The organism is Paraburkholderia sp. CHISQ3, from assembly GCF_030464945.1.
In the GTDB taxonomy this organism is placed as follows: domain Bacteria; phylum Pseudomonadota; class Gammaproteobacteria; order Burkholderiales; family Burkholderiaceae; genus Paraburkholderia; species Paraburkholderia megapolitana.
The window spans coordinates 119,500-145,679 of record NZ_JALPRG010000007.1 but is presented as its reverse complement, the minus strand read 5'-3'; the positions used below and the strand labels follow the sequence as shown (position 1 = coordinate 145,679).

The 26,180-nt window shown below is 59.7% G+C and carries 20 protein-coding genes; 4 read left to right on the top strand and 16 right to left on the bottom strand.

Features of this window, described 5'->3' with window-relative positions; all coding sequences use genetic code 11:
* Nucleotides 1–8: 8 nt before the first annotated feature.
* Complete coding sequence (locus M0D65_RS18110; RefSeq protein WP_266253908.1) at nt 9–8,555, top strand: RHS repeat-associated core domain-containing protein; 8,547 nt, start codon at nt 9–11, stop codon at nt 8,553–8,555.
* 84 nt (nt 8,556–8,639) lie between these two features.
* Here the strand turns inward: M0D65_RS18110 and M0D65_RS18105 are convergent, their stop codons facing one another.
* From M0D65_RS18105 to M0D65_RS18090, 4 genes are all read right to left on the bottom strand, one after another.
* Complete coding sequence (locus M0D65_RS18105) at nt 8,640–9,215, bottom strand: cupin domain-containing protein (RefSeq protein ID WP_266253907.1); 576 nt, start codon at nt 9,213–9,215, stop codon at nt 8,640–8,642.
* A 177-nt stretch (nt 9,216–9,392) separates the two neighbouring features.
* Entirely contained in the window at nt 9,393–10,415 is a 1,023-nt protein-coding gene (locus tag M0D65_RS18100; RefSeq protein ID WP_266253906.1) for a hypothetical protein, read from the bottom strand.
* Nucleotides 10,416–10,727: 312 nt separating this feature from the next.
* The gene (locus M0D65_RS18095; protein WP_266253905.1) at nt 10,728–11,486 is read right to left on the bottom strand and encodes an SDR family oxidoreductase; all 759 of its coding nucleotides are present in this window, start codon (nt 11,484–11,486) and stop codon (nt 10,728–10,730) included.
* Nucleotides 11,487–11,563: 77 nt separating this feature from the next.
* Nucleotides 11,564–12,313 (bottom strand): SDR family oxidoreductase, encoded by a 750-nt coding sequence (locus M0D65_RS18090; RefSeq protein ID WP_266253904.1) that lies wholly within the window; start codon nt 12,311–12,313, stop codon nt 11,564–11,566.
* A gap of 101 nt (nt 12,314–12,414) precedes the next feature.
* On the opposite strand from M0D65_RS18090, the gene M0D65_RS18085 reads away from it, so the two are divergent.
* Nucleotides 12,415–13,335: an AraC family transcriptional regulator gene (locus tag M0D65_RS18085; protein WP_266253903.1), complete on the top strand. Its 921-nt coding sequence runs from the start codon at nt 12,415–12,417 to the stop codon at nt 13,333–13,335.
* 57 nt (nt 13,336–13,392) lie between these two features.
* On the opposite strand, the gene M0D65_RS18080 is transcribed toward M0D65_RS18085, so the two are convergent.
* From M0D65_RS18080 to M0D65_RS18055, 6 genes are all read right to left on the bottom strand, one after another.
* The gene (locus tag M0D65_RS18080) at nt 13,393–14,427 is read right to left on the bottom strand and encodes an SMI1/KNR4 family protein (protein ID WP_266253902.1); all 1,035 of its coding nucleotides are present in this window, start codon (nt 14,425–14,427) and stop codon (nt 13,393–13,395) included.
* A gap of 83 nt (nt 14,428–14,510) precedes the next feature.
* Entirely contained in the window at nt 14,511–15,383 is an 873-nt protein-coding gene (locus M0D65_RS18075) for a hypothetical protein (RefSeq protein WP_266253901.1), read from the bottom strand.
* Between the two features lie 21 nt (nt 15,384–15,404).
* A complete protein-coding gene (locus tag M0D65_RS18070; protein ID WP_266253900.1) occupies nt 15,405–16,586 on the bottom strand; it encodes an alpha/beta fold hydrolase in 1,182 nt (393 codons plus the stop codon).
* On the bottom strand, nt 16,583–17,524 hold the full coding sequence (locus M0D65_RS18065; RefSeq protein ID WP_266253899.1) for an alpha/beta fold hydrolase: 942 nt from the start codon (nt 17,522–17,524) through the stop codon (nt 16,583–16,585). Before M0D65_RS18065 ends, M0D65_RS18070 begins: the two co-directional genes overlap by 4 nt.
* A gap of 125 nt (nt 17,525–17,649) precedes the next feature.
* Nucleotides 17,650–18,198, bottom strand: a complete 549-nt coding sequence (locus tag M0D65_RS18060; protein ID WP_266253898.1) for a DUF6882 domain-containing protein — start codon at nt 18,196–18,198, stop codon at nt 17,650–17,652.
* 130 nt (nt 18,199–18,328) lie between these two features.
* A complete protein-coding gene (locus M0D65_RS18055; RefSeq protein WP_266253897.1) occupies nt 18,329–19,069 on the bottom strand; it encodes an SDR family oxidoreductase in 741 nt (246 codons plus the stop codon).
* Between the two features lie 121 nt (nt 19,070–19,190).
* Between M0D65_RS18055 and M0D65_RS18050 the strand changes: the two genes are divergently transcribed.
* Nucleotides 19,191–20,090 carry a LysR family transcriptional regulator gene (locus M0D65_RS18050; protein WP_266253896.1) on the top strand — a complete coding sequence of 300 codons (900 nt, stop codon included), beginning with the start codon at nt 19,191–19,193 and terminating at the stop codon, nt 20,088–20,090.
* An 8-nt stretch (nt 20,091–20,098) separates the two neighbouring features.
* Here the strand turns inward: M0D65_RS18050 and M0D65_RS18045 are convergent, their stop codons facing one another.
* Both M0D65_RS18045 and M0D65_RS18040 read right to left on the bottom strand, forming a co-directional pair.
* Nucleotides 20,099–21,067, bottom strand: coding sequence for a helix-turn-helix domain-containing GNAT family N-acetyltransferase (locus M0D65_RS18045; RefSeq protein ID WP_266254158.1), 969 nt, complete (start codon nt 21,065–21,067; stop codon nt 20,099–20,101).
* A gap of 69 nt (nt 21,068–21,136) precedes the next feature.
* Nucleotides 21,137–21,841, bottom strand: a complete 705-nt coding sequence (locus M0D65_RS18040) for an SDR family NAD(P)-dependent oxidoreductase (RefSeq protein WP_266253895.1) — start codon at nt 21,839–21,841, stop codon at nt 21,137–21,139.
* Between the two features lie 174 nt (nt 21,842–22,015).
* On the opposite strand from M0D65_RS18040, the gene M0D65_RS18035 reads away from it, so the two are divergent.
* On the top strand, nt 22,016–22,933 hold the full coding sequence (locus M0D65_RS18035) for a LysR family transcriptional regulator (protein WP_266254157.1): 918 nt from the start codon (nt 22,016–22,018) through the stop codon (nt 22,931–22,933).
* A 1-nt stretch (nt 22,934) separates the two neighbouring features.
* Here M0D65_RS18035 and M0D65_RS18030 read toward each other — a convergent pair whose 3' ends face one another.
* The 4 genes from M0D65_RS18030 to M0D65_RS18015 all read right to left on the bottom strand — a co-directional run bounded on the left by M0D65_RS18030 (nt 22,935) and on the right by M0D65_RS18015 (nt 26,156).
* The gene (locus M0D65_RS18030; RefSeq protein WP_266253894.1) at nt 22,935–23,837 is read right to left on the bottom strand and encodes a metal-dependent hydrolase; all 903 of its coding nucleotides are present in this window, start codon (nt 23,835–23,837) and stop codon (nt 22,935–22,937) included.
* A 189-nt stretch (nt 23,838–24,026) separates the two neighbouring features.
* Nucleotides 24,027–24,203 carry a DUF1427 family protein gene (locus M0D65_RS18025; RefSeq protein WP_091011838.1) on the bottom strand — a complete coding sequence of 59 codons (177 nt, stop codon included), beginning with the start codon at nt 24,201–24,203 and terminating at the stop codon, nt 24,027–24,029.
* 19 nt (nt 24,204–24,222) lie between these two features.
* Nucleotides 24,223–25,191, bottom strand: a complete 969-nt coding sequence (locus tag M0D65_RS18020; protein ID WP_266253893.1) for a zinc-binding alcohol dehydrogenase family protein — start codon at nt 25,189–25,191, stop codon at nt 24,223–24,225.
* Between the two features lie 149 nt (nt 25,192–25,340).
* Nucleotides 25,341–26,156, bottom strand: a complete 816-nt coding sequence (locus tag M0D65_RS18015) for a helix-turn-helix domain-containing protein (RefSeq protein WP_266253892.1) — start codon at nt 26,154–26,156, stop codon at nt 25,341–25,343.
* Between the last annotated feature and the right edge of the window lie 24 nt (nt 26,157–26,180).

Sequence of the window (26,180 nt, the reverse complement as noted above, 5' to 3'; positions counted from 1 at the left end):
AGCCCATCATGGCTGCGGATTCCGACAATTCGCAGATCCCCGCTATTCGCTCGTTTCAGTTCGATTCAAGTAGCGTCGGGGACCTGCGCAGCAGCGTCAATCTGTTTCGTGGCGACATCAATTTCACGCAGACCTTGCTGTCGATGCCCGGACGCCGCACCGGCGACAACCTCGATCTGAGCATCGCGCTGCTGTATCAGAGCAATGTCCTTCAGGATGCCACCACCTGGAACCTTGACGCGCCGACCAGCACACTCGGCCTCGGGTGGAGCATGCCGATACCGACGATCGTGCTCAACGATACGGGTTCCCTCGTCGCTGCCACGCGTAGCTACAGCTACGTCAGCCAGAGCATCTCCACCGATCTCGCACGCGAGCCCGACAATCCGTTTGTCCTCTCGCTGGACGGCTCGCTAGCGGCGTTGCTCGGCAACGGTGACGCGGTCCCGGCCGCGATCGTCGCGGCATTCGGTGCACTCGGCCTGCCATTGTCGGCAAACACACTCGTCACGCTTACGGGTTCATCGGCATGGCTGCTGGCCGACGGCGACAACCAGCAGCTATTCAATCTCGCGCTCAACGGCGACGATCTCGATGTGTTCGACGGTGGAGAGTCGTACCAGCTCGTCAACTATCAGTTCTGGAAGATCCTTTACTATCCCTGCTACGAGCGCTGGGTCATCGTCAACAATGGCGGCTTGAGGCAGTCGTTTGGCGGCGTGACGGCAAATACGCAACAGGGCTACGCAACCGCGGCAGGCAACAGTGTCGAGTGGGGGGTGCGCTGGTCGTCGGGCACCGACTCATCGGGTGCACCTGTTGCGCTGTGGCAGGGTGACAGCGCGCGAACCGAAGGACAGGTCCAGTACGCGTGCGCCTGGCACCTTTGCCAGGTCACCAATGTATGGGGCGACTCGGTCAGCTATCGCTACAACGACTGGCCGCGATTGTCCGATGGTTTGCTACCGACCGTCGAACAGCGCGTCGGCCCCGACGGCTTGCCCTATACGAAAGCGTGTTACCTGACCGGCATGACTGACGTATTCGGGCGAACCGTCCAGCTCACTTACGACGACAAGGAATGGAGCAACGCCACGCCGGAGAGCCCGCGCGAATATGCAGACCCGCACAAGGCCGTGCCGAACACCAACGCGAACGCTTACCAGGACCAGTACGAAACGCTGTACCTGCAAGGCGTCACCGTCCTGGACACGAGCGGCGCAACGCTGTTCAGCTTTACCCTGGCGTACCAACCCTCCAGTCCGGCGGGCGGCGCGGGTAGTCCCGTTGCCAATGTGACGTCTTCGCAAGGCGAATTGTTCGGCGACACCTGCAAACGTTTTCTCACCGGCATCACACTCACCAATGCGAGCGGCGACAGTCTTCCCGGGCTCGCGTTCGACTACTACTTCGACGCGACCGGGGACGGTGCGAGCCCGGGTGCGCTCAAATCCATCACGTACAGCCAGGGTGCGATAGCAACGTACAGTTACACGAAGCAATCGCTCGATATCTGCAATCGCTCGTACACAGTTTCGCCGCCTTCAGGCGGAACATTCACCGGCGCCACACCTCGCGTGTTTTTCGGCGATGGCTATGCCGTGGTCACGTGGTACTCGCCGGCGAACGGCGCGTTGTCACTGCAGGTATACAGCTGGCTCGGCAACTGGCAACTGTGGCAACCCACCAGCGACAGCGTGATCTACAGCAACGCGGGCGCCGGGCTCACGCTGGACACGCTCGATGTGATCGCATGCGAAGATTTCTTCGCGCTTTCGTTCGTGCCGGGCGACGGCCAGAACAACACCACCGTGTATGTCTTTCAGAAAGACAATGCACGTCCTTCGCAGTGGGTAGCGGCAACCATCAATGGCACGCAGACCGGTCTGAACACACCGAGCCTTACCTACTCCGGAGCCAGCGGCAGCGTGGCACTGGAAGGCGGCAGCACGTTCCTGATCGCCGCCACCACGAACGCCGTGAACGGATCGACGTCCTATGATCGCGTGACCTGGCGCTGGAGCGATGCGGCCTGGACGTGCGAAAGTTGTCCGCCGCAGCCGCAGCAACTGACGGTAACTGCCTGCAACGAGTACTACCTGCTACTCGATCTACAGGGCAACATCTCGATCTTTGCACTCGACGCCTGTCTCAACTGGAACGCCGCAGCGACGCTACAGATACCGAACTTTTCCGCATCCGATCCGAGCGATATTGCACTGACACCCTCCGACTCTCTGGTGCTTGTCAGCAGTCTGACTTTTGCGGGCGCAACGGAGATCTCCTACACGCTGGCCATCGTCCAATGGGATGAGTTGTATCGCCCATTGCTGCCCGTACCGTCGTTCGACTTTACCGACGTGATGGACAGCAACTTCCCGATTAGCTGGATTCCCAGCGTGGTCGGCAATGAGCTCGTCGCCGTCTCCGGGCATGTGCTGCGCTTCAATGGCGCCACGTGGCTCGAGAATGACAGCCTGAACGTGTCATATGCTCCATCTGGCCTGCAGCAGCGCTATACGTATGGACCGGATTACGTTGCCCAGATTCTTGCGTACCCGAACGGTGGAGGCGACCCAGCGGCACAGGTACTGTCATTCGATCCGGACACCGATTGCACGACGTGGACACGTGCACCGGTCACACCCACGCAGACCTTGACGAATCCGACGACGTTTTATGCCACTGCCAACTGGCCTTCGAGCGGCGGTACAGACTGGCTGACACTCGGACAGTATCTGTACTACCGGAACACAGCGTGCAGTTGGGACAACGTCATGCAACGCAATCCGCGCGCCGATGTTCAGGCGCTCGTTAATCAGGTGCTTGATGGCGACGGTGTTTATGTCCTGAACTCGGAAGCGGTGATCGACGAAGCGCCTGATTTTCTCGCGTATTACGTCTTCGATTCCGCAGCCGATAGCAGCGATCAGGTTGCGGCCACCATGCTGCGCAACGGTCGGGTATCGGTCAAAGCACAACCGTTTGCCGGACAGCGCATCTATACGAGCGAAGAGGGTGACACCGGTGCAGGAACCAGTCCCGGCGGAATGAACATGTTCGTCGCCTATCCAGGCGCAGACGGAGATTTCGACAACGCCTCGCAAATCATCCTGCACGCCTATGCGGGCGACGCTGTCGAAGGCAATCTGATTCACTACGCCGTCACAGGTCTCGCCGTCGACAACGGCCTCGGACAAACCAGCGCATACAGCTTCGTACCGGATGCGCATTCTGCAGCGTGCGATCCGACCGGCGAGGTCTTCAAGTACTACGAGTCGACCGTCTACCCCGGTACCAGTGATCCATCTCAACCGGCGTTTGGCTGGACGGTGAACCGGTATCTGAACGGCTTGAAGGTGCTCGACGGTGCCGACTTCTACAACATGCTCGACGGGCAGTTGCATCAGCAACAAACCTATGACGCGAGCGGCAATCTGCTCGCCCAGTCGACCACCAAATGGCAAGTCTATCCGGCCCGCGCGTCCTCCGCGGACGATCCACAGGCACCGGTTTTGAACCTGAATGGCGGCTTCCTGTGCCAGACCGCTCAGACCAGCATCGAGGATGGTGTGACAAGCACGCAGCACTCGCGCTATGTCGACAATGGATTTTCCGCACCGTTCTCGGGCCAGGTCGTATCGAGCCGTAGCACGACATATGGCGGCACAGGTCAGCTCGAAACGTTCACGGCCGACACACTCTTCGCCTATCAGGTCGATGAGACCAACGTGTCGGCGGCCATGCTCGCAACGCATCGTTTGAGCGACGTTGCGCAAGCCGTCACGTACTGGGAACGCGAAGGCGGTAGCCGCGTGGTCTCGCAAGCCACGGCGAGCACGTTCGCGAGCTTTGCCTCTGCGTACGGCGGCGATGTACAGGTACCGTCCAAGTCCGGTAATTTCGTATGGGACGGCACCGGTCACGTGCCGTTTCCATTCGGGGACTACCAGACCGGCGAGATACCCAAAGGCTGGCTGCCGTCGAATTTCGTGCTCGCCTACACGCCATACGGTCAACCTGCGCAGACGCGGGATCCGACCGGCGTCGTGCAATCGACGCAGTACAGCATCGGCTCGACGTTTGCGATTGCGCTGTTCACCAACGCGTCGCTGGCGGATGGCGAATGTGCGTATCTGGGCTTCGAAAGTTACGAGTCGACTAACGGCTGGAGCATCAACGGCTGCACGCCGGTGAGCGACGATGCGCATACTGGTACGGCCAGCCTGAGTCTTGGCGCCGCAGGGGAGGGATCGCTATCGGTTGGAATCACGCCGCCGAACATCGATACGACCTATCTGCTTGGCTTCTGGTACAAGACGCCGTCCGGCTTCACACCGACTACTGGCACCGGCTTCAGCGTGACAGTCACCGTCGATGGCGTCGCGGGCGCGCCGCTAAGTGCGGCATTCTCCGACACAGACGGCATATGGACCTACCAGACGCTCGGCATTCCGATCAAGGCCGGACAGCAGAGCGTCGCGTTGAATGTCGCGGCGGCCAACAACAGTAGCGATGCCGTACTGCTCGACGACATCTTCGTCACGCCATTACTCGGCAAGATGTCGGCGCGCATCTACGATCCGTCGTATCGCCTGCTCACCGCAACGGTCGACGCGTCGGGCACCACGATGCGCCGTCTTTACAACGGGTTCCAGCGTCTGACAGCAACGACCGGCGCAGACGAGCAGGTAAAGACGATGTCGGTAGCGTTTCTGTCGCGTGAAGGAAATGCCAGCAATACCTTTGACGCCGGCGCACCGAATGCGGATCTGTCGCTAAGCCCCGCGGACGGTGGCGTACTCGAAACGTTTCTGAATGGCGACCAATGGCAACAGCACTGGTCGGCGAGCAACTATCCTGGCAACTGGAACCGCACGGGCGGCACACTGCAACACACCGCCACGACTTCCGATACGCTGAGCTGGCAAGGCGGCAATAGCGGTCATGTCGGCGACGCGACGAGCACCGCGCTCTACTTCGATCTGGTGACCAACGGCACGCTTGCCGGGCCGCTCGGTATCACGTTCGGTTCCGGGTACACGATCGCCTTCGATCCTTCCAGTGGGTTCTCATTCGCCGCGCCAGATGGCAGCACCGTGCAAAGCCCGCTTGGCACGCCACCCAACGTGCCTGCGCAATGGCTGCTCGTCATGGGCAACAGCAACGTGCTGTTCTTCGGCGATGGGCAACTGCTGTTCAGTGCATCGCTTGCTTGCGGCAAACTCAGTGTCGTTTCGCTGTCGACCGGCCCCAATACATTTGCGCTGTCGAATCTGGCGATGCTGGCCGGCCCACGCATGAGTGTGGGCTTCCGCGACGCCTCCGGACAGAAGTGCCAGACGCACCAATGGCTCGGCAGCGATGCGGTCATCTCCGCTGTGATCTCCGACGCAATCGGGCGCACGGTGGCCATTACGCGGCTTGCGCCGGCGAGCTTCGGCAGCGGTGCGACGCTGCCGCTCCTGAGCTTCCATGCTGGCTTCGTCGACGTGAATGCTTTCCTCGCATCGATGCAGGACAGTTGGGTCATGACAGGCGATATCGCCGATTACTACGCCGGGCAAAGCGACGGTCCCGTTAGCCGCTCCAACGACGAAGGCTATCCCTACTACGGTTACCGCTTCGAAGCATCGCCCCGCAAGCGCCGCCTCGAACAGGGTGTGCCCGGTAAAGACTATGCGGTGCACGATGTGCAGGAAACCACACCGGCAACGCGTCAGACGACGCAGATCGGTTTTGGCGCGAACACCAGCGATGCATTCGGGTTACCCGAAAACTACGCCACGCAAACGGTGACCAGCCCCGTTAAAAACCAGTTGATGTCCCTGCGCGACACAAAGGGACGCAATGTCGCTGCGAGCATCAGTGACGAAACGGGTGCTGTCTCAGGACAGAGTCTCGCCAGTGTGGATTTCACTGCATCGTCGAGCAACACGTCGATCAGCGAACCCAACAGCTTCACGACCTCGCCGCAATCGGACTCCTCCGCTTTTGCGTCTCAACTACAGCGCGATGGCGCGGGTAGAACCACGCAGATCACCGATCCGAACAGCGGTTTGACGTCGATCATTTGCGATGCCGCGTGCCGGCTACGCTTTGTACAACCGTCACTCGATCCAAACGATGTCGGCTTCATCTACTACCGGTACGACGCGCTCGGCCGCACAGTCGAGGAAGGCACCGTCGCGCAAACGTGGGACGTGACCACCCTGCAGAAAAAAGCCAATGACGCGTCATGGCCACATGGCGACGTACCGTTTACTGTCGTTCGCAGCTACCACTACGACGGCGACGGCAATGACCCGACGCAAATCGGTCGCAAGACCGTTGCATTGACGTTCAATCAGGCACCAGCGAATGTCAGTGGCGCACAGCCGGTTACGGTCCACGAACGGTTCACATACGACTTCGACGGCCGCGTGATTGCTGTCACGCTCGCCGTGGACGGACAACCGTCGGCGAGCGGCACGATAGCGTATGCGTACAACAATCTCGACCAGGTACTGCAGATCACCTATCCGGCCTCGTCGCCGCTGCGCAATGCGTTCTATGGCTACGATGCTGCCGCCCGGGTCGTGAGCATAGGTTCGTCGATCACGACGCCAACGGACATCGCGTCGTACACGTACACAGCAGATGGTGATGTCGAACTGGAGGTCCGCAATAACGGCGCACTAACAGGTGCATTCGAATACGCATCGCCGGGATGGCCGGCCTCGCAAAGCGTCACCGTGCAAGGCGCGAGTGACGCTGCATTTACGCTCGGCTATGAGTACTTCGCGAATGGCTATCCACAAAGCCGTACTCTAGCGCTGGCGTTCGACACGCCACAAACGACGCAAACCACCTACACATACGACGCCCAGGGACGTGTCGTCGCAGCACTCGTCGGCGACTCGTCTATCGGCAGCGAGCAGATCGACCAGTACGATGCGAACGGCAATATCTGGTCGTTAACGCAGGACGGTAGTGCGGCTTATGCGTTCGAGAATACCGCCGGTACCGATCAATTGAGCACGCTTACTGTCGACGGCGGAACACCCACTTCGTTTGTCTATAACGCACGCGGCAATCTGATCAACACCGGTAGCGAAAGCATCGACTACGATCCCGCGCTGAACCTCGTGCAAGGCATCGCGGCGGGCGACGGTAGTATGGCCGTGCGCTTTGCCTATAACAGCTTCGGCCAGCGCGTACTCAAGGTGGTGAGCGGCGCTGCGCAGGCTGACATCACGTTCAGTGGACTGAGCCGCAACCCACTGACCGTGCAGCGCGACGGCACCTGGTCGGCGCTCGTCTACGGCCCGACCGGACTGATCGCCGCGGTCAGCGACCAGTGCTATTTCCCGCTCAACGATTCCGCGCATACGGTGTTCGCGACGGTCAACAGTCAGAACCAGCTTGTCGCGCAATTCGCCTATCGGGCATTCGGCTCACTCGCTTCGGCGACAGGTTCGAGTCAGGACGCCGTGCCGTTCCGTTTCATGGGTAAGGAATACGACGACGAGACCGGACTCTATAACTTCGGTGCGCGCCTCTACTCACCCGATCTGCGGCGCTTTCTCGCGGCCGATACCGCGCGGCAATTCGCGAGTCCCTATTTATTTGTCGGCAACAACCCGCTCGTATTTGGCGATCCGAGCGGCAACAAGATGACCGTCGGTGCGCAGATCGGCATTGGTGTGGGCATGGCGGCGCTCGCCGTCGCCGGCCTCGTGCTGAGTTTCTTCACGTTCGGCGCTGCAGCAGTAGTCACGGCAACGGCTGAAGAAGGGATCGCCGACACCCTGGTAACAGCGGATTTGACCGCCGAGCTAACCACCGAAACAACCGACACGACCGTTGCCGCAACAACTGCAGCGGAGCCCGCCGCGACGTCCACTTCATCGTCGATATTCAATGTCACCCTGCGTGTGCCGCAAGAGTTTCTTGGGCTCGCCAAAGCGGGAACCACAGTGGCCAACTTCGCCACGCAGATCACCACCAACACGATGTTTGGCGTCGGTACGGCAGGTTTTCAGTACGATTGCAGGCCGGGGCACGAATTCACGCGCAAGGGTTTCGATGAAGCGCTCGCCGGGGGCGCTGTTAGCGGGGCAATATTCGGCGTGATGTCTTTTGGCGCCAGTCTGACTGCGGGTCCGGCACTGAAGGGAGTCAGCAACCTGTTGCTGCGCGGGACGCTGAAAATGATCATCAACGTGGGTGAGGGCATCACAGCGAACGATCTGACCCAGATCGCGACCAACGCAATCGAGCACCAGCCATGGAGCAAGGGGCTTGCGCAGGCGACGTGGGTCGGTGCCGCGGGCGGGGCACCGTTCGGCCTGGGTGACATCCTGGTTAACGACAGTTCGGAAATTTCGGATGCGATCTCTGATCGCTTTGGCAACTCACGGCGTGGTGAACCGGCGCCGGCGCCAGTACCTGGCGCACAAGCGCAGAATGTTCAGGCTGAGTTGCAGCTTGCGCGCAATGATACAAACGAGGCGACCGGGTTACTGACGGGTTCGTCGTTGAACCGGTCCTACGGCACCATGTCGGTTAGCTGAAACGAATGCACAGCCGGACTCGATCATGTGAACGTTAGTCGGGATAAATCATCAGCGTCGACTTACCCGAACCGTTCTCACCAATCAGCGTTTGAGCTTTTTGCGGCGAGTCGCCGATTTTTCCTTGCCCGTAGTCGTGAACCGTTGCGCCAGATCAAACACATGGGGCAGTTCAGACTCGCCGTCCAGGTAGAGCGTTTTTTCCAGTCGGCCAACTGTCTTCAGGCTGCGGACCATCACCTTGCCGCTATCCGGATAGGTGCAAACCTCGTGCGGATCGTTCAAGCCCACGGCGAAGTAAATCAGTTCTTCGTCGAACGGATTGGCAAGTTGATGAGCGATGCCCGTACCTGCGGGACAAGAGATGCAATCGCCTGCACCGATCTCCTGGAGTGTGTCACCGTAGCGAAGCACGCCGCGTCCCGAGAGCACAAAGAACACCTCGTCCTCGCGTGCGTGCGTGTGAAACGGACAGGCAGTTCGGCCGGGTGGCACACGTGACAGGTTGGCCCCAAGTCGCCCGGGTATCGCATCGAGCGCAGGCGTGAGCGGCTTCCAGGCGCTACCCCAGTGCTTGCCCTCCATCTGCTCAATTTCCTTGACGTCGTTGACGTTCACGACAACGGGCGGTGCGGGTTTCTTTGTGGATGGTTTTTTCATGTCTCGGCGTGATCGTGGGTGTTGTGATCGCCAATATAGTGGCAATCGATTCGATCGGAAAGCATGGACATGGTGACGTGCACTGTACGCGACACACTAGAGAAACCCCTAGCCGGTAGGTCGCCTCCAACTGACGACCTACCCCGCCAGCAAAACAACTAACAACAATCTCCTCAGTTAGAAATACAGCGTAGCGCCATACGGTGCCGAGTAGATGCTATAGCTACACTGCGGCGTAAGCGATCCACTCGCATTTGCCGAATTCCACGGCGGCGAAGCGATCTGTGTCTGATTGATGTCGTAGACCCCAATGTCGTAGGAATTAATCAATCCGTTCTGAGGGTACTGGTCACAGGTATCTATGCCATAGGCTTCCAGCACGCTGCCAAACACCCATGTCAACGAACCTTGCGGGTTGGTATTGAGCGTAGTGCTTTGGCCTGTATGAAGGTCTTTAGACACGATCGCCCAGGTGCCGCAATTCTGGGTGCCTGCCGCGCAAGTCGAGTGCGTGTCGCCAACAATCCCATCACCGGCAGAAACATTGATCGGATCGCTGTGGTAAGTCGTGCCGCTCACGCAGCAGTTCCAGCTTGCCATGGTCCACGCGTGATCGTTGTAGCCATTCCACCCAAGCACCGGCTGAAGAATCGATACGACGTTAGGAAGCTGCTCCAGGCCCGGGAAGAAGTACACGATCTGATTCCCGACGTTGCTAGGATTCGACGGCACAGTCCAACTCGCTACGATGCGACCGATATTCGTCCCGCTCTCGTAGTTCGTGGACTCAACCCAGCCACTGATGCTCGGATTCGCGCTCTTCACCTGCGCGCTGGTCTTGCCATCCACCTCGACCTTCGCGCCATTCATGGCGTAATGCGCTTGCGTACACAGCGCCGGTTTGCGAAGCGTCCCTTTGCTCTGGGCGATCGTGCCGTCCACGTTCAGCGTTTCTCCGGAGTGCACGGTCTGCACGCACTCGGGTGAAAAATATCCGTTGGGGGTAACTACGAAATTACTGGGTACCCCTTGCGGACGAAGGTTCTCCTTGAGCATACCAACCGACGTCAATTTCACATCGGCAGAAGCGACGCTTTGTGCTCTTGCTTCAGACAACCCGGCAACAGTCGTCAACATTAATAGCGAGGCAACTGCCCATGCGCTATTACGCCGCATAACATTCATCATGAATTTTTTCATCACACTCACGCTCCTGTCTTGTTTTAGGAAGACCATAGGGAAGCCGCAACTGCGTTGCGGCACTTCACCGAGATTTACTAAGAGGCTGTGCTAAATGAACTTTGAGGTCGATCGATCCGGATTCGATCTATGTGGCCAAATCAGCTTAGTCCACGTATGATACTTTCACGACCTATTCATGTTGATAGTTAGGCGGGTCTCACTGCATCGAATCGACACGTTCAGTAATTGGGAATTGAGTTTTCCTTGATCTTTGACGCAAGGAAAACTCCATGAAGAATCGATTCCTTATGTCGCACGTTCACGACTACATCACCACGGAATCGTTTGATCCTCCCAGCGCGTGAACGTCCCTGTCGGGCTGTCCGGACCAAGCAACGCAACACGCACTGCTTCGCGCGCACCTTGCTCGACAGTATCGGTGCCGGCATATCCGTTGAGGTTCGTTTTCGTAAAGCCAGGAGAAATGGCGTGGACCTTGATCCCTTCCGGCTCCAGCTCGAGTGCCATAGCAACGGTCAAAGCGTTAAGCGCCGTCTTGGACGCCGGATAAACGGGCCCGAAAATCCCGCGGTAGTGGAAGGCCGGATCCAGATTCGTCGTCAGCGATCCCACACCGCTCGACACATTGATAATGCGGGCGGCCGGCGCCTTGCGTAGAAGCGGCAACATTGCCTGATACACAGCGAGAACACCAAACACGTTGGTATCCCACACGGCACGCATTTCGTCGAACGACACGTTACTCGGACGGGTCGTGTTCGAGTACTCCTCGACGGACTGGTTGGGTCGTTTTTTCGTATTCGAAATCGCCGCGTTGTTGATGAGCAGGTCGAGACGACCCAGCTCTCTGCCGATGCGCTCCGCCGCGGCAGCAATCGAAGCCTGATCCGTGACGTCGAGCTGAAGTGCGAGTGCGTCCGGCCCGACCTCTTTGGCCGCAACCTCGCCGCGCTCCAGATTGCGCGACCCGACCAGCACCGTGAAGCCGTGCGTGACCAGATCCTTAGCGATCTGAAGACCGATTCCTTGATTAGCTCCAGTAACGAGAGCGATGCGTTTGTCATTCATAACAAGCTCCTTGTGGCATTACGTTGCAGCTATAGCTTTAGCGTGACGCTTGAATTCGGCGCAAAAGCGCCGGTGTGTCAGCGAACCTCGGCTGCCCATGCTTCGGCGTCAGCGCCGGCGGGAATACGCATCGGCGATGACGGATCGGTTGCGGCGCGCCATACGGCCTCGGCGACGTCTGGAGCGTGGGTAAGCGGAGACGACGTATCGCCGAGTCGCGCCATAACTTCCTTGACGAGATCGGCGTAGGCCTCGTGGTCGAAGCCGTGCATATGAGCGCGCGCGTTATCGCCAAAGCGTGTTTCAGACGAACGACCCGGCAGCACGAGGCGCACACGCACACCGAACTGTTCGACCTCCGCGGCCAACGACTCGGTGAATGCGTTAACCGCAGCCTTGCTCGCGCTGTACGCCGCAATCAACGGGAGTGCCTTTAGCGTCACGCTCGAAGTGACATTGATGACGACGCCCGCCTTACGCTGCCGAAACTGAGGCAGTACTGCTTGCGTCACGGCGATCGTGCCGAAGGTGTTGGTCTCGAACAGTTCGCGCACCGTAGCGGGCGGGACGATTTCGGCGGGCGCAGCCGCACCGAAGCCGGCGTTGTTGACGAGGACGTCGATCGGGCCCGCGGCCTCGACTGCCTGGCGAATGCTCTCGGGGCTCGTGACATCGAGCGCCAGCACCTGCAGACGATCTGAAGCCGGGAGCACGTCGGTACGCGGCGTGCGCATCGTTGCGACGACGCGCCAGTCGCGCGCGAGGAAGTAGCGGGCGGTCTCGAGACCGAAGCCGGAAGAGCAGCCTGTGATCAGGACGGTTTGCATGGGGACTCCTGCGAAAGGGTTGGTGTGTGCCCATACGATAGATTGCCAGGGCCGTACTTGCTACAATCAACAATCCGAATTTCATTTGCGAGAGTCCGGCTATGATCGATCCATTGGCCGAAGTGGTCACGCTGCTGCAGCCAGGTGCGCGGTTCTCCAAACTCATCCACGGCGCGAGTCCGTGGCGCGTCAGTCGCTCGGATGCGGGCCAGCCGTTCTATTGCGCGGTCCTCGAGGGCGGATGCCGCATGGCCATCGACGGACATGAACCCATCGAGCTCCTGGCAGGCGACTTCGTCCTGATCCCCGCGGCATACGGTGTCGCAATGTCCAGCCTCAAGCCACCGCCGGCGGGCGTCGAGACGGAGGCGCCCGTTAAGTTGGGCAACGGCGAATTCAGAATCGGCGCGCCGGACAATCCGATCGATGCGCGCATGATGGCGGGCCACTGCACGTTCGGTTCGCCGGATGCGTCGCTGCTGGTTTCGCTGCTGCCGCAAATCGTGCATGTACGCGGCGAACAGCGACTCGCTACGCTCGTGCAACTGGTGCGCGACGAAACGCGCGAGCAGCGACCCGCACGCGAGGTCGTGCTTTCACGGCTGCTGGAAGTGCTGCTTATCGAGGCGCTGCGCTCGACGGCAGCGGGAACGAACGCGTCACCAGGTCTCGTGAGCGGGCTCGCCGACAGTCGCCTTGCAGCCGCGATCCGCGGGATGCACGAACAGCCGACGCGCGCATGGACCGTTGTCGAACTCGCGAAAGAGGCCGCGCTTTCGCGCTCGACGTTCTTCGAGCGTTTCAACCGCGCGGTCGGCATTGCGCCGATGGAATATCTGCTCACGTGGCGTATGGCGCTTGCGAAGGATCTACTGCGCCGTAACGAAGGTCGTATCGCGGAGATTGCTGAGCGTGTGGGTTATAGCTCTGCGAGTACGTTTAGTGTGGCCTTTACGCGGCACGTGGGCCGGCCGCCGACGCAATATGCGCGAGAAGAACAGGCGGCGGCGAATGGGGTGTAAGAGTGCGGGCACATGCATGTACCGCACACGGAAAATCCATGACTGAAGCCGCCCTCGTCAGACAGAGCGAACGAAATGCAAAAGCCGACGTAGCAGGGTTGCCTCCGCTTCGAGTGTGAAACGATAGCCCTCGGGTGTCGCGACAATCTCTCCAGAACTGACCTGTGCATTCCACCAGTCGCGGACAAAACCTGGTGCATATCCACCGGTACAAAAACCGTAGGGATCGGCGACAAGGTCGAAGACGATCATCAATTCGTAGCAAGGCCTGTCGTAAGACGCCTCACCCTTCGGATAATGCGCGAATTCCTCGAATGAGTTCGCTGTGCGCAACTGCGAATAAAGCCAGAACATCAGGCCGTACATCAGATGAGAACGCTCGTCGGCGTGCAACGAGAAGTGGCCTTTCTCATCCACGATCTGCCGTGCGAGTATTCGCAGCATGCGCTCGCCATCCGGCAAACGCGTGCCGGCCGCCTTCAATGCGCGCTGTACGATCGGGGAAAGCGTGCCGTGCTCGACTTTCTCGACCGCTTTTTTTCGGTCTTCTTCGGAAGTGTCGTATTGCTCTTCGCTGACCAACCCTCGAACGAAGGTGGCGAAATCAGGCGCGACGTGAGTGATGCTGTAGTCGTCTTCCTGGTCGACATACACGACTTGGGGCTCACCCTGCTTGCCGCATTCGCGATAATCGAGTGCGATCATTTCATGCCCCGCGGTCGGCGTGTCCGCGAAGTAAACGCCGATGGGCGGATACTCCCACGCTTCTTCCCAGAATCTTGATCCCGCGTCGCCGCACAGCGAATACCTCGACGTGCGGCCGATCGCATACAAGCCGGTGATTGCGATGTGATCCTCCGCCCAGCCTGTTGGCTCTTGCGTCGGATAGCAATGTCGCTTGAGTGCCCCGCCGTTATGCATCCGCGCGAGTTCGATATAGGCCGCGGGCAACCGGAATCCGCCTAGCGCCTCCTCGATTGACGCGATTAATTCATCGCTGGGTGCCGGTTCCACATAGCTCTTTAGCGAGTACTCGTGATCGTCCCAGAACCCCGCGAAATCGAAACCTTCAAACGCGCTTTTATCGCTCATCACGTCTGTCCTTTTACCTTGCCGGATCGGTTGAACGAGGCCGACAGTTTGCTATACCGAGCGACGGCCGACTAAATCGCAGCTCAATTCGCCGGCTCGCAAAACGGCACTTTCTTTTGCAATGATTCACCGGCATCAACGGGATTTTGGTTCGCGGGCAAAGTCACCGAAACCGACGTGTACTTGGTCTGATTTTGCGGTTTCATTCCGGGCCACCTGCTTTCTTTCCATGTAGCGATCCAGTCGAGCTTACCCGCGCTCGCCCCTTGCACAAACTTCAGTCGCAGTGAACCGTCGAAGTCTTCAGTGCAGTGCACTGAGTGCTTGTAATCGCTATCGGAGAAGCACGCCCGAATTGATTTGTTACAGCTGAATGGCAACTTCGAGACGCGGGGAGCGCTCGCGTGCTGATCGTTCTGGCCAAGTTCGACGAAGTCGGCATTTTCCCAACTCCCGCCGCCGCCCGAATACATTTCGTGCCATCCGGCCAGAACCGCGACTGCGAAGTGCCCGCTACCTAGCGGATATAACGCTGGATAAATTTCGAGCGGAGGCGCGTCGCCGTCTCCCTCGACGCGATTCGCGGGCATGTAGTCGGAGAAATCCCACTGCTGCAACACACTCCAGCCTTTGGTCGATGTGAACGAGACTTTCAGTAGTTGCGGGCCCGGAAGAATCGCGTAGTAGTTTCCAGGCACGTCGCCTTTGGCGCGATAAAGAGCGGGCGCTGGGTTCTCGCTGTTCTGATCGCCCGCGGGACTGCACGCCGCAGACGCCAGTTGACACACTTTCTGTTGCCATTCGCGGTCGGGCGCAGCAGATGCCGCGACCTGTAGAAATGGGACCGCGTGGGCTTCGTTTTCGTTGTCACCGGCGTGCGCAGTCGTGATGTTGAGCAGCGGAGCGGCCACTAGCCCGAACACGCAAAAGATGGCCGATCGAATGTTCTCTCTCATTCAACAGTGTCCTTGTGATGTCTAGCTGGATGGCTTTTTGTTCGCGCCGACTACTGGTGAATCCGTGGGCGTAATCATTCCGCGTACGCGCGGTGGCAACATCCATTGAGCCAGCGTTAACGCAAGGCGATTGCGTACTCCATCACCGTACATGGACGCGCGCAGCCACGCGATCATTCCCGGCACCACACGGCGCGCAGCTTCCGCAGCACAATGACCCAATCCTGGAAACAACCACACCTCTGCCGATGGATAACGACCGAACACCCGCACATCGTCAGACGGAATGTACGGGTCGCAGTCTCCATTCACCGCCAGCAGCGGTGCGCAATCAGCGCGGTCGAGCAAACCCTGGTTCTTCAGGGAAAACATCTGCAGCAGCCGCTCTGTATCTGCAATATCTGGCACGGCCTGCAGGCGTGCGGCATTCGCAACAATGCCAGTCATGCCGTTCGGTAAGCGTGATGCCCGATTCGCGTCCATACGAGCCGCACCAATTGGCCCTCCCCAATTGATGGCGGCATCTACGTCACCCCGCAGCGCCAGCTTGGCCGCCCAGTGCCCGCCAAAGCTGATACCGACAATTGCCTTTTTACCTGCACCACCAAGTTGAGCCATTACGGCGCGGTACACCAAGTCGCTTTCGGACTGCAACGGCACGTCTGTCTCACCTGTTCCGGGCATGTCCATCGCCACCACAGTAAAGCCTCCGTATAGCGCAAACGCGAGTGCGAGACGATGTAACTCCATCTTTCCTGTATCGACTCCACCGGTGAGGCACACCAGTGGAAAATCACCGCGTCGCTTTGGTCTATATATGTGCACTGGAAAACGTACAGCCGCATTATTAGCAACCTGGACTTCGGTGCGCTCGAAATGCGTCGGAAAACCGACCGAAGCACGCACGAAACAGTCGACCTGTTTGCGCAATGCCTCGTGCCGCAGCGGCGTGCAAACCACTGGAAAACGTGCGGCCCCATAGAGAGTGGAAGCTAACAGCCAACGTTTATCGGCCTCCGCCGCCACGGCTTCCTGCGACCATTCGTAGGCCCAACCGCCTGGCCCTTCACTCCAGTTATCTGTCACGCGTCGCTCAACGCGTTCAATCACCACGCGCGGAATGCCCCACGCAGCGAACTGAATTCTGCGTTCGTCGAACAGTTCGCGAGGATCGAGAGGAAATACGAACATGGTCTGGTTCAACTCGCAGCTATCCTCGACAACAATTCCGCAAGCGCTTCCGGTTGCGACATAAACGGCGAGTGACTCGCGTTCATCTCGTACACAGCGGTTGGAGAACCAGGCACGAAAGCATCTGCTTCTTCGATGAAACGCTTTTGCAGCGCCGGACGAATGGCCCAGTCCTGGAGGCACATGATGTAATGACGGCGCAGGCTTCCCCACCGCTCCCGCGTCGTGACAATAGGTGTCGCAAACGGTGCGACGGGAACATCCGGCGTCAAGAGATTGGCAACCGCGAGGTATTCCTCTTCGCTGACATCACCGTAAAAGGTCTGCTTGCCATTTGCCCGATAGCTCGCGTCCTCGCTGCGATGATCCATACGCAGCGCGCCGATGGTCACCGGGTCCGCCTTTAGCTGGGAGCCGACGAGTTGGCCCGCGTTCTCAGGCTCTGTGATGTATGCGATGCCGGGGACCCCCGATCGCGGCATGAAGGCCGCCAGGTACACGAGGTGGGCGATATATTGCGGAACGCGTTCGGCGACAGCGGTAATCGGCACGCCTCCCATGCTGTGACCCACCAGGACGACCTTGTCGTGACCCAGCGAGCGCACTTCCTCGATAGTTCGAACGATTGAGTCGACATAGTCGTCGAGTGTCGTGTCGGCTACCGGAGATCTTTCGGTGGCGAACGCTGTATTGTCGAGCGGCCTGCGCAAGTAAGACTGTGGAATCCTGGCGTTGAGCCCATGTGCGGGCAAATCGCGGGCCACAGCCGCATGGCCTCGACTGGCGAGCAGCGGAATGATGCGTTCGTAGGTCCACGCACCGTGCCATGCGCCGTGGACAAGGACGAAAGGCGTCTTGCCTCGCACGAGCGATTGGCTGCTCACGCTCGCATTGTCGCTGGCGTTAAGCGCGGTAGTTCGACTGGATAATCCCCGATCTTCGATCGACATGAGCGTGTCCTTGTATGAGCGTCTGGAGGGAACGTTGATGGGTTGCGAGGATTGGTAAAACGGCTGGTGGCTCGAGCACCGCGCTCGACGACATGGCATCAACCGCGTCAATTCTTCCCAGACCTCTACCCCTTCTTGCTAATCGTCACCGCACCATAAGTCATGAACACCAGCGCCGGTCCATCCGGACCGCTATAACCACCTTGCCCACCACCCAGGTGACACGCGAGCGCAGTAAACCCCCAGGCATCAGCCGTCGACACCTCGATCTTGCGCGTGGTCAAAGCGTTCAACCCATACCGCTCGCCGAAATCGCGCACGCGCCGGGCGTGCTCACCGAGCGGTTCGGACACGGAAGGATGATCCCAGCCCCACAGCCACGTGCCGTCTTCGGTGTTGTAGGTGCCGACCACCTGCACCGGTGCGGTCACCACCAGTCCCTTTTCGTCGTTCGTGAAGGTGATCGTCCCTGCGTCGAGATCGGCATTCCATGCGGCCGTGTCGAGTCCCCACATATTGATCGCGGTTTGCGTGCGCATCTGCATTTCGTTATTCGCACGCGCGATAGTGAGGTCCGGTTCGGCAAGCGTTGGCTCGTCGCCATTGCGATCGCCGCCGTCCCTATCCGCGCCCTTGTCGTTGCCGCCAAACAGCTTCTTCAGGAAATTCGCCATCGGTGCCCTCTATTTCCGAATGAGAACTTTTCGCGAACCCTGATCAAAGGGAGCGGCGATGGTCGGATTCTCGATGATGTATGGCGCATTGTCGAGCGGCGGTTCCTCGCCGAACCTGGAAGCCCCAAAATCACCGCGTAGCAGTCGGCCTGACCACGATTTCATTCGTATCCACATCTTCGGGCTGCGTGATCGCGTGCAGGATCGCCCGTCCAATTGCCTCCGGTTTGATCGCAATCTGCCTGTACGTACGCATCAATTCGATCGCTTCGGGATCGGTGATCGTGCTCGCCAGTTCGGACTCGACCACGCCTGGATAGACACAGGTGACACGCAGCTTGTCGTTCTCCTGCCGCAAGCCGTCGGAGATCGCGCGAACCGCGTACTTCGTCGCGCAATACACGGCTGCGGTCGGCGACACACTCAAGCCGCCCACTGACGAAACATTGATGATGTGGCCGCTCTCCTGCGCTTCCATGATCGGCAGCACCGCGGCGATGCCGTACAGCACGCCGCGAATGTTCACATCGATCATACGGTCCCATTCGTCCACCTTCAGCGAACGCATCGGCGATAGCGGCATAACGCCGGCGTTATTCACGAGCACATCGATTCTGCCGAAGCGCTCGAGTGCGAATGCTGCGAAGCCCTGCATCTCCTCGCGGCTGGTGACATCCAGCGGCATGTATTCCACCGTGCCGCCGGTGCGGCGAATTTCTTCAGCCAGTATTTGCAGCCGATCGCCGCGGCGTGCGCCGAGGACGAGCTTTGCGCCAGCCGCCGCAGCAACGCGGGCAACGCCTTCACCGATACCTGCCGAAGCCCCGGTGATCAGAATGATTTTTTGCAAGGTCGAAATGGAAGTGTTCATGACTGGTTCAGGTCGTTGGTTCGAGTGACTGGACAGTACGCGGAAGGCGTGCAAAGATCGAGTAGCTGCAATTACATGGGCCATTAAGTCCAATTAACCAATGACCGATCCATTCGATGGCATGACCACATTCCTCGCCGTGGCGGAGACCAGCAGCTTTCGTCAGGCAAGCGAGCGGCTGGGTGTGACGCGCTCGGCGGTCAGTCAAACCATCGCGAGGCTGGAGTTGCGCATCGGTGTGCCGTTGTTTCAGCGCACGACCCGCAGCGTGCGTCTCACAGAAGCCGGCGAGCGCCTGCTCACGGTGTTGCAACCGGCCCGCAGAACCCTCGAAGCCGCGCTGGAAACGATCGGCGACGCGCATGGGGCACCGGCAGGCGTGATTCGCATCGCGGTGTCCTCGATTGCGGAACGCATCCTCGAAGGTCGTTTGTTCGCGACGTTTCTCGAAGCGTTTCCTCAAATCGAACTGGATGTATGGGTCACCGATGACGAGTTCGATATCGTCGGTGCCGGTTTCGATGCGGGCGTGCGGCTTGGCGAAGTGATCGAAGCCGACATGATTGCCGTGCCGGTTTCCGCGCCGCAGAGGCAGGTGGTGGTTGCATCGCCAGGTTTTATCGCGCGGTGCGGTGTGCCTGCGAGTCCGGGCGAGTTGATCGACTATAACTGCATCGGCTGGCGGCCGGCACCGGGAACGGCACCGTATCGCTGGGAGTTTGCGGACGACGGCCGGTCGTTCGATGTCGCCGTGAACCCGCGCGCCACCACGAACGACATGCGCCTGATGATCAACCTGGCGCTCGCGGGCGCAGGCATCACCTTCGGCATGGAAGAGACGTTCCACCCTTATGTCGCGCGTGGTGAACTGCGGGTGTTACTCGAAGCGTTTTGCCCGCTTATTCCCGGTTTTTATCTGTACTTTCCGTCGGGTCAAAAGATACCGGCAAAACTGCGCGCGCTCGTCGATCATGTGCGATCGGCAGTGCCGGCGTGGCCGCCACAACCGGGTTCGTCATAGCGCGGAACTCAGGCAGAACGACGACTGAACCGTTGCTCGACAACCGTGGTGCCCCACTGCGTGCCTTCTGATTCCTCGGTCAGCTGAAAGCCAAACGATTCGTATAGATGCCGCGCAGCATCGAGGCCCTTGAACGTCCAGAGATAGGTTTCGCTGAATCGCTCGTCGACGAATTTCATCGCGCGTGACATCAGTTGTCGCCCAACACCGGAACCACGCAACGAATCGTCCACGATGAACCAGCGCAAATGAGCGACACCTGTTTCATCATTTCCATCGATTGCCAACGAAGCCAGCGACCGGCCATTTTCAACGTACAGCCATAACGCCTTGCCATCGGCCGGCAACGCACCGGTAAACTCGGCCAGCCCGCTTGCCACCTTCTGCTCGAAGAACGCACCGAAGCCCCAGTGCTCCGAATAGAACCGCGCGTGCAAGCTCGCGATGTCACCGATGCAACCGGGTTGGTAGCCCTCCACAATTCGCGCTGCAACGGCATCCGATGGAGTCGGTTTGACGGCATTGTCTTGCGCGAGTGCGTCGGCATACAACGCGAGCGAACGGACCAGAGTTTGCTGGTCGGCGGGCACCATCCGTCGCAGCGCGTTGGACACCTGGTCTGTCGCAAACCGGTCGATCTTTTTCCGCAGCTTCTTGCCTGTATCCGTCAGATACAGCTCGGACGTGCGGGCATCTTCGTCTGCAACCGTGCGCGTGACCAGACCGCTCGCCTCGAGCCGCGCGACCTGCCGGCTCGTGTTCGATTTGTCGAGACGCAGGATGTTGCCGAGGTCCTTTGCGCTTATCCCCGGGGCCGCGCCGATTTCGATGATTGCGTGCACCGCCGACGGCGCGAGATCGCTATCGGCGAGCGTCGTTCGCATGAAGCCGAGTTCGCGCACGAGCCTGCGGGAGAAGTCCCGAAGCTCGAGAATGGTCGTTTCTCTGGGTTTAGCGGGTGAATCGACGAGATCCATGAACATGCTCATATAAGTTGCGCATCGCAACCAATATAGTTGCGACCCACAACTTATGCAAGCCAGGTATTACCAGGGAACGGTTCTGCCGAGATAGTCGACGTAATGCAAGCCGGCGCGCCCTTCATGTGCCTCGATCGTATCGACCAGGTTCGGAATGCTTTCTTCGATAGTCAGGCGCGCCTCGGGACCGCCCATGTCGGTCTGAACCCATCCGGGCGCCATCAGCAGAAGGCTGCGCGGATGCTCGGCGCTTTGTACCGCGTAGGTACGCATGAACATGTTGAGCGCGGCCTTGCTGCCTCGATAGACCTGGTAGTTCGCATTGGTGGCATTGGCGATGCTGCCCTGCCCCGACGACATGACACCGATCGTTCCGGTCGGCGGGACGAGGTCCTGAAACGCGTTGATGACGCGCATCGGACTTAGCGAGTTCGTCACCATCACCCGGACGAATTCTTCCGTCGATACGTCCGCTATCGTTTCACGGTCGTCGTTCTTGACGCCTGCGTTCACGAACAGCACGTCGATGCGCCGATCTGCAAGGCGAGCGCGCAGCGCTGCGACCTGCTCCGGAATCGTGATATCGGCCGCTTCTACTTCGAGCGCGCCGGCGGAGGCTTCCGCGAGACGTTGAAGCTTTTCTGTAGAAGTCGCGCGTCCCGTGGCGATAACCCGGTAACCGCGCTTCAAATACTCCTCAACCATGGCAAATCCGAGGCCGCGCGAGGCGCCGACCAGGAGAATGGTTTTCTGCGAAGGTGTGTTTTGCATCGAAATCCTTTGTATACGAAGCCGCTTTCGAACGCCAAAGTCGCGAAAGCGATCCTCTTCAATCAATCGTGCAGCGAATATAGACGCCGCAAAGGAATGGCGGAAGCCGCACCGAATACAACTAAACTATGCATCGGACGCCATACCTCATCTCCGCCTGTTACAGGTCAAAAGATGTCTGAACCGGATCTCAATCTTCTTTTCGCGCTCGATGCGCTGCTCACCGAGAAAAACGTGACGCGCGCGGCCAGGTCGTTGCATTTGAGTGCCTCGGCCATGAGCCGCACGCTGACCCGCCTTCGCACTGCAACCGGCGACCCACTACTGGTCCGCGCCGGGCGCGAGATGGTGCTGACTCCCTACGCCGAGCAGATTCGCGAGCAGACACGCAATGTCGTTCAGGAAGCGCGTTCGTTGCTGCGCCCCTCGCCGGCCACGCTTGATCTTTCGACGTTGCATAGAACCCTCACGATTCGTGTCAATGAAGCTTTCGTGGAAGCCTTTGGTGCGCCGTTGATCGCCGAAGCAACCGCGCTTGCGCCGCACGTGCGTTTGCACTTCACGTCAAAGCCGGAGAAGAACGCGGAATCGCTGCGAAATGGCTCCGCCGATCTCGAGATTGGCGTTCTGGAAGGGATGGGGCCTGAAGTACGCATTCAGGCATTGTTTCGGGACCGCTACCTGGGTGTGGTCAGAAAGGAGCATCCGCTCGATCTGGCGAAGAAAGTGACGACGAAGCAATACGCGGCATTCGGCCATGTCGTCGCTCCGTACAGTCGCCAGACAGTCGATGCGCTTGATGCTGAGATTGCACGGTTAGGTCTGGAACGAACGACCGTTGCGATCGTGCCGAGTTTTCCGGCCGCGCTCGCGGTGGCTCGAGCATCCGATCTGATTGCGCTACTGCCTGCTTCTTTTATCGACACGCAGCACGCCGCTACATCCAACACCGTCTATACCTTCGAGCTTCCCGTGGCGATCGATGGCATTACGGTTTCCCAGATGTGGCATCCCCGTCTGGAGAATGACCCGGTTCATCGCTGGCTGCGGCAGCTGGTTCTCAGAGTCTGTCGTCAGGTGGTGCCGCTTTGACTTAACCCGCGTCGAAACTCGCGATTGCGGCACTCGGCGAGACTTGCCGCCCGGCATTCGCAGCCATGATCCCATCGACGCGCGACAGATGATGCCGATTGTCGTGATCCCACGGATGAAAGCCCGGTCGGAAGAAACTCAGCCATTCCCCTGCAATGCGCGGAAACACCCCGTGCCGCGGACCGTAGAGAAACTTGATCACCCGCCCCATGCCGCGCACGCGCTGATCCGCATACCGGTCGGAGCGGATCAGCGCGGTATGAATCAGGAACACGACGGGCCAGAACGTCACCGTCGCTAGCAGAAAGACGCTGACGCGCTTCAGATAGCGTATCGGACCCGGCTTGATCACGGTATTCCAGACGTCGAACGCTACGGCCTTGTGTTCGGTTTCCTCAAGTGCATGCCAGAGCCACATCTGCCGATAGCCTTCCTCCGATCCTTCCATGCGAGTCGGGTCGTCGAGCATCAGGCCGGCGAGCATCGCCGTGTAGTGTTCGACTGCGACGGTATGGGCAAGCTGCATCCAGTGGGGCATCACCCGTTTCATCCAGCCTGTCACCGCCCAGTTCTGCTGGTCGATCTTGCGCGCAGGCAGGCGGTTAGCCTGCAGCATTTCGTTGTATTCCACGTGTTCGCGGCTATGCATCGCCTCCTGGCCGATGAAGGCAAGCACCTGCTTCTTGAGCACCGGATCGTCGATCTGGTCGCGGTAGTTACGCACCGAATCCATGAAGAAGCGTTCGCCGGCCGGGAACAGCAGCGACAGCGCGTTAAAAAAGTGCGAGACCTGTGTGCCTTGTCCGTGCCAGTTTTTCGCGCGTTCGACCGGCAGATTGAAATGCACGTCGCGACGCACGGGCATCACGAACGTTGGGTTCGATGAGGGGGTTGTGTCGTTCATCCATGTCTCCTGCTCCGGGCACCTGCGCAGGCTCGAACACCTTGCGCGAATGCGGCTTGAGCCACCTATCTTTACATTGACTGATGTAAAGATAGGCCGATGCAGGCTCGGGGTGCAAGGCACGCACTAGTGGCGGACTTCCAAACGCGGCCCCCGCTCGGTGGACACATGTACGACCCGCTCGCGCAATCAGCCCGCAAAGTGCGCAATCAGGCTGCGCGCCACCGGTATCAGGTTTTCGCCACCCAGCATACCGAGCAGGCCGACCAGCGCAATCGTCGGCGGCGCAGGCGATTTGACGTTGACCACGCTGTACAGCAAGCCAACCGCAACGCCGACGGCAAGTGAAATCAGATAGGGTTTCATCTCGGGTTCCTCGCGCCAGTCATTGCATGTTGATCACGACGCGGCCGCGCGTTCCGGCCGCCACCGCTTCATACGCTTCGCGAGCTTGTGCGAGCGTGAAGCGCTGCGCGATCACCGGTGCTTCGAAGCTACCGCTTTCGAAGCCTTCGGCAAGCGCGGTCATCAGTCGCGCGGATTCGGTCACGCCGAGCTTCGCACTGTCCGTGCCGAAGAGTTGTGTCTCGTTGTGATAGAAATCGATCAGATCGAATTCGACGCGACGTTTTCCGGTTGCGCTGATTTCGACGACCCGACCGCGCTGCTTCGCGAGCCCGAGTGCGATCTCGAACGCGACGCCACCCACCGCGTCGTAGACGACATCGGCACCGGCGCCGTTCGTCAACGCCTTGACGCGTTCCACCGCGTGCTCGTCGAACGGCACGTATGCATCGATCCGGCGCGCCGCCGGCGAATCCGCCACGGGTGGTTGACGATCGACGGCGATCACGCGCGCGCCGCGTGCCTTCGCGATCTGCGTGACGGCTCCCCCCACTCCACCGGATGCACCGATCACCGCGATCGTTTCGCCGGCGGCGAGTTGCGCGTAATCGACGGTACCGAGCCATGCAACGACGAAGTTCACACCGATCGCTGCGGCCTGTTCGTGGCTCAGCGTAGACGGTTTGCGGCTCAGTGCTGCGACGGGAATTTCGATCAGCTCCGCGTGCGTGCCGTCGCGCGTGAAACCGATGTCGCCGCCAGTGCCCCAGACTTCTGCGCCGAGCCATTCGGCCGGACCTGCCACGACGACACCGCTGAAGTCGCGGCCTGGAACGCGCGGTGGTTTCGTATGCGCGAAATGACCGCCGACGTTCTTCACATCGCTCGGATTGACCGATGCGCTTTTTACTTGCACCAGCGCATTGCCGGCGACTGGTTGCGGCGTTGCACGTTCGACGTATTCGAGAACGTCAGGGGCACCGAAGGTTTTGAACTGAATGGCTTTCATCACACGACTCCTGGGTTGACCGGGTGCTGCATCGAGCAGCTTCAGGACGAAGTCTAGATTGCCGATTCGCGGTTGTCTGGACAAAGACTTTCGAATTTCGGACAAGCGGCGAGGGTCGTGTTTATGGGTTGTTCCGGCCCGTGGCTGGTTTAAGCGGCACCGTTTGAAGCGAGATCTTCGGTCGATGCATCGAGTGTCTGATGCGGGTGAAAGCCGGTTGGCGGTGCGCCGAGTTCGCGGCGGAACATGTCGCTGAAACTGCTTGGCAGATAGCCGAGCGCACGCGCGACGCTGCTGACCGCCTGGCCTTCGGCAAGCCACGAGATCGCTACGGCAAGCTGTACCTGGCGGCGCCATTCGGCGAAGCCCATCCCGAGTTCGCGCTGAAACAGCCGCGACAACGTGCGCGAACTCGCCCCGACCGAAGTTGCATGTTCATCGAATCCGATATCGAGCGACGGGTTCGCGACGACTGCATCGCACAACATCGCGAGCCTTCGGTCGGAAGTGCCCGGCAGCGGAATACGCTGCACGTGACGGCGTGCATGCGCAAGTTCCATCGCGGCGAGCCGATAGGCCGTCTGCAGATATTTTTCGTCGCGTTCGGCTTCACGCTCGGCGAGCGTCGTGATCAGTTCGCGCAACAGGCCGTTTACTTCGAATACATCGGGCCGCCTGCTCAGATGCTGCACGTAACGTTTGTGCAAATAGACGTTGCGCATGTCGACGCTGCTCATCATCGAGATGGCGTGGTCGGTGCCGGGCGGCAACCAGACTGCGCGTTGCGGCGGTACGATGAGCGCCTCCCTGCCGATCTCCACCCACATCACGCCGGCAACCGCATACAGCACCTGCGCCCAGTCGTGCTGATGCGCATCGATGCGCGTGCCGCGCGGGTAGTGCCGCGCAAGCGAGCGACCGTGTTCGGGGCCGGTGTGCAGATCGGGAGGAAGCGCTCTGGGCATGTGAAACCGTGGTGGGAAGGGGTG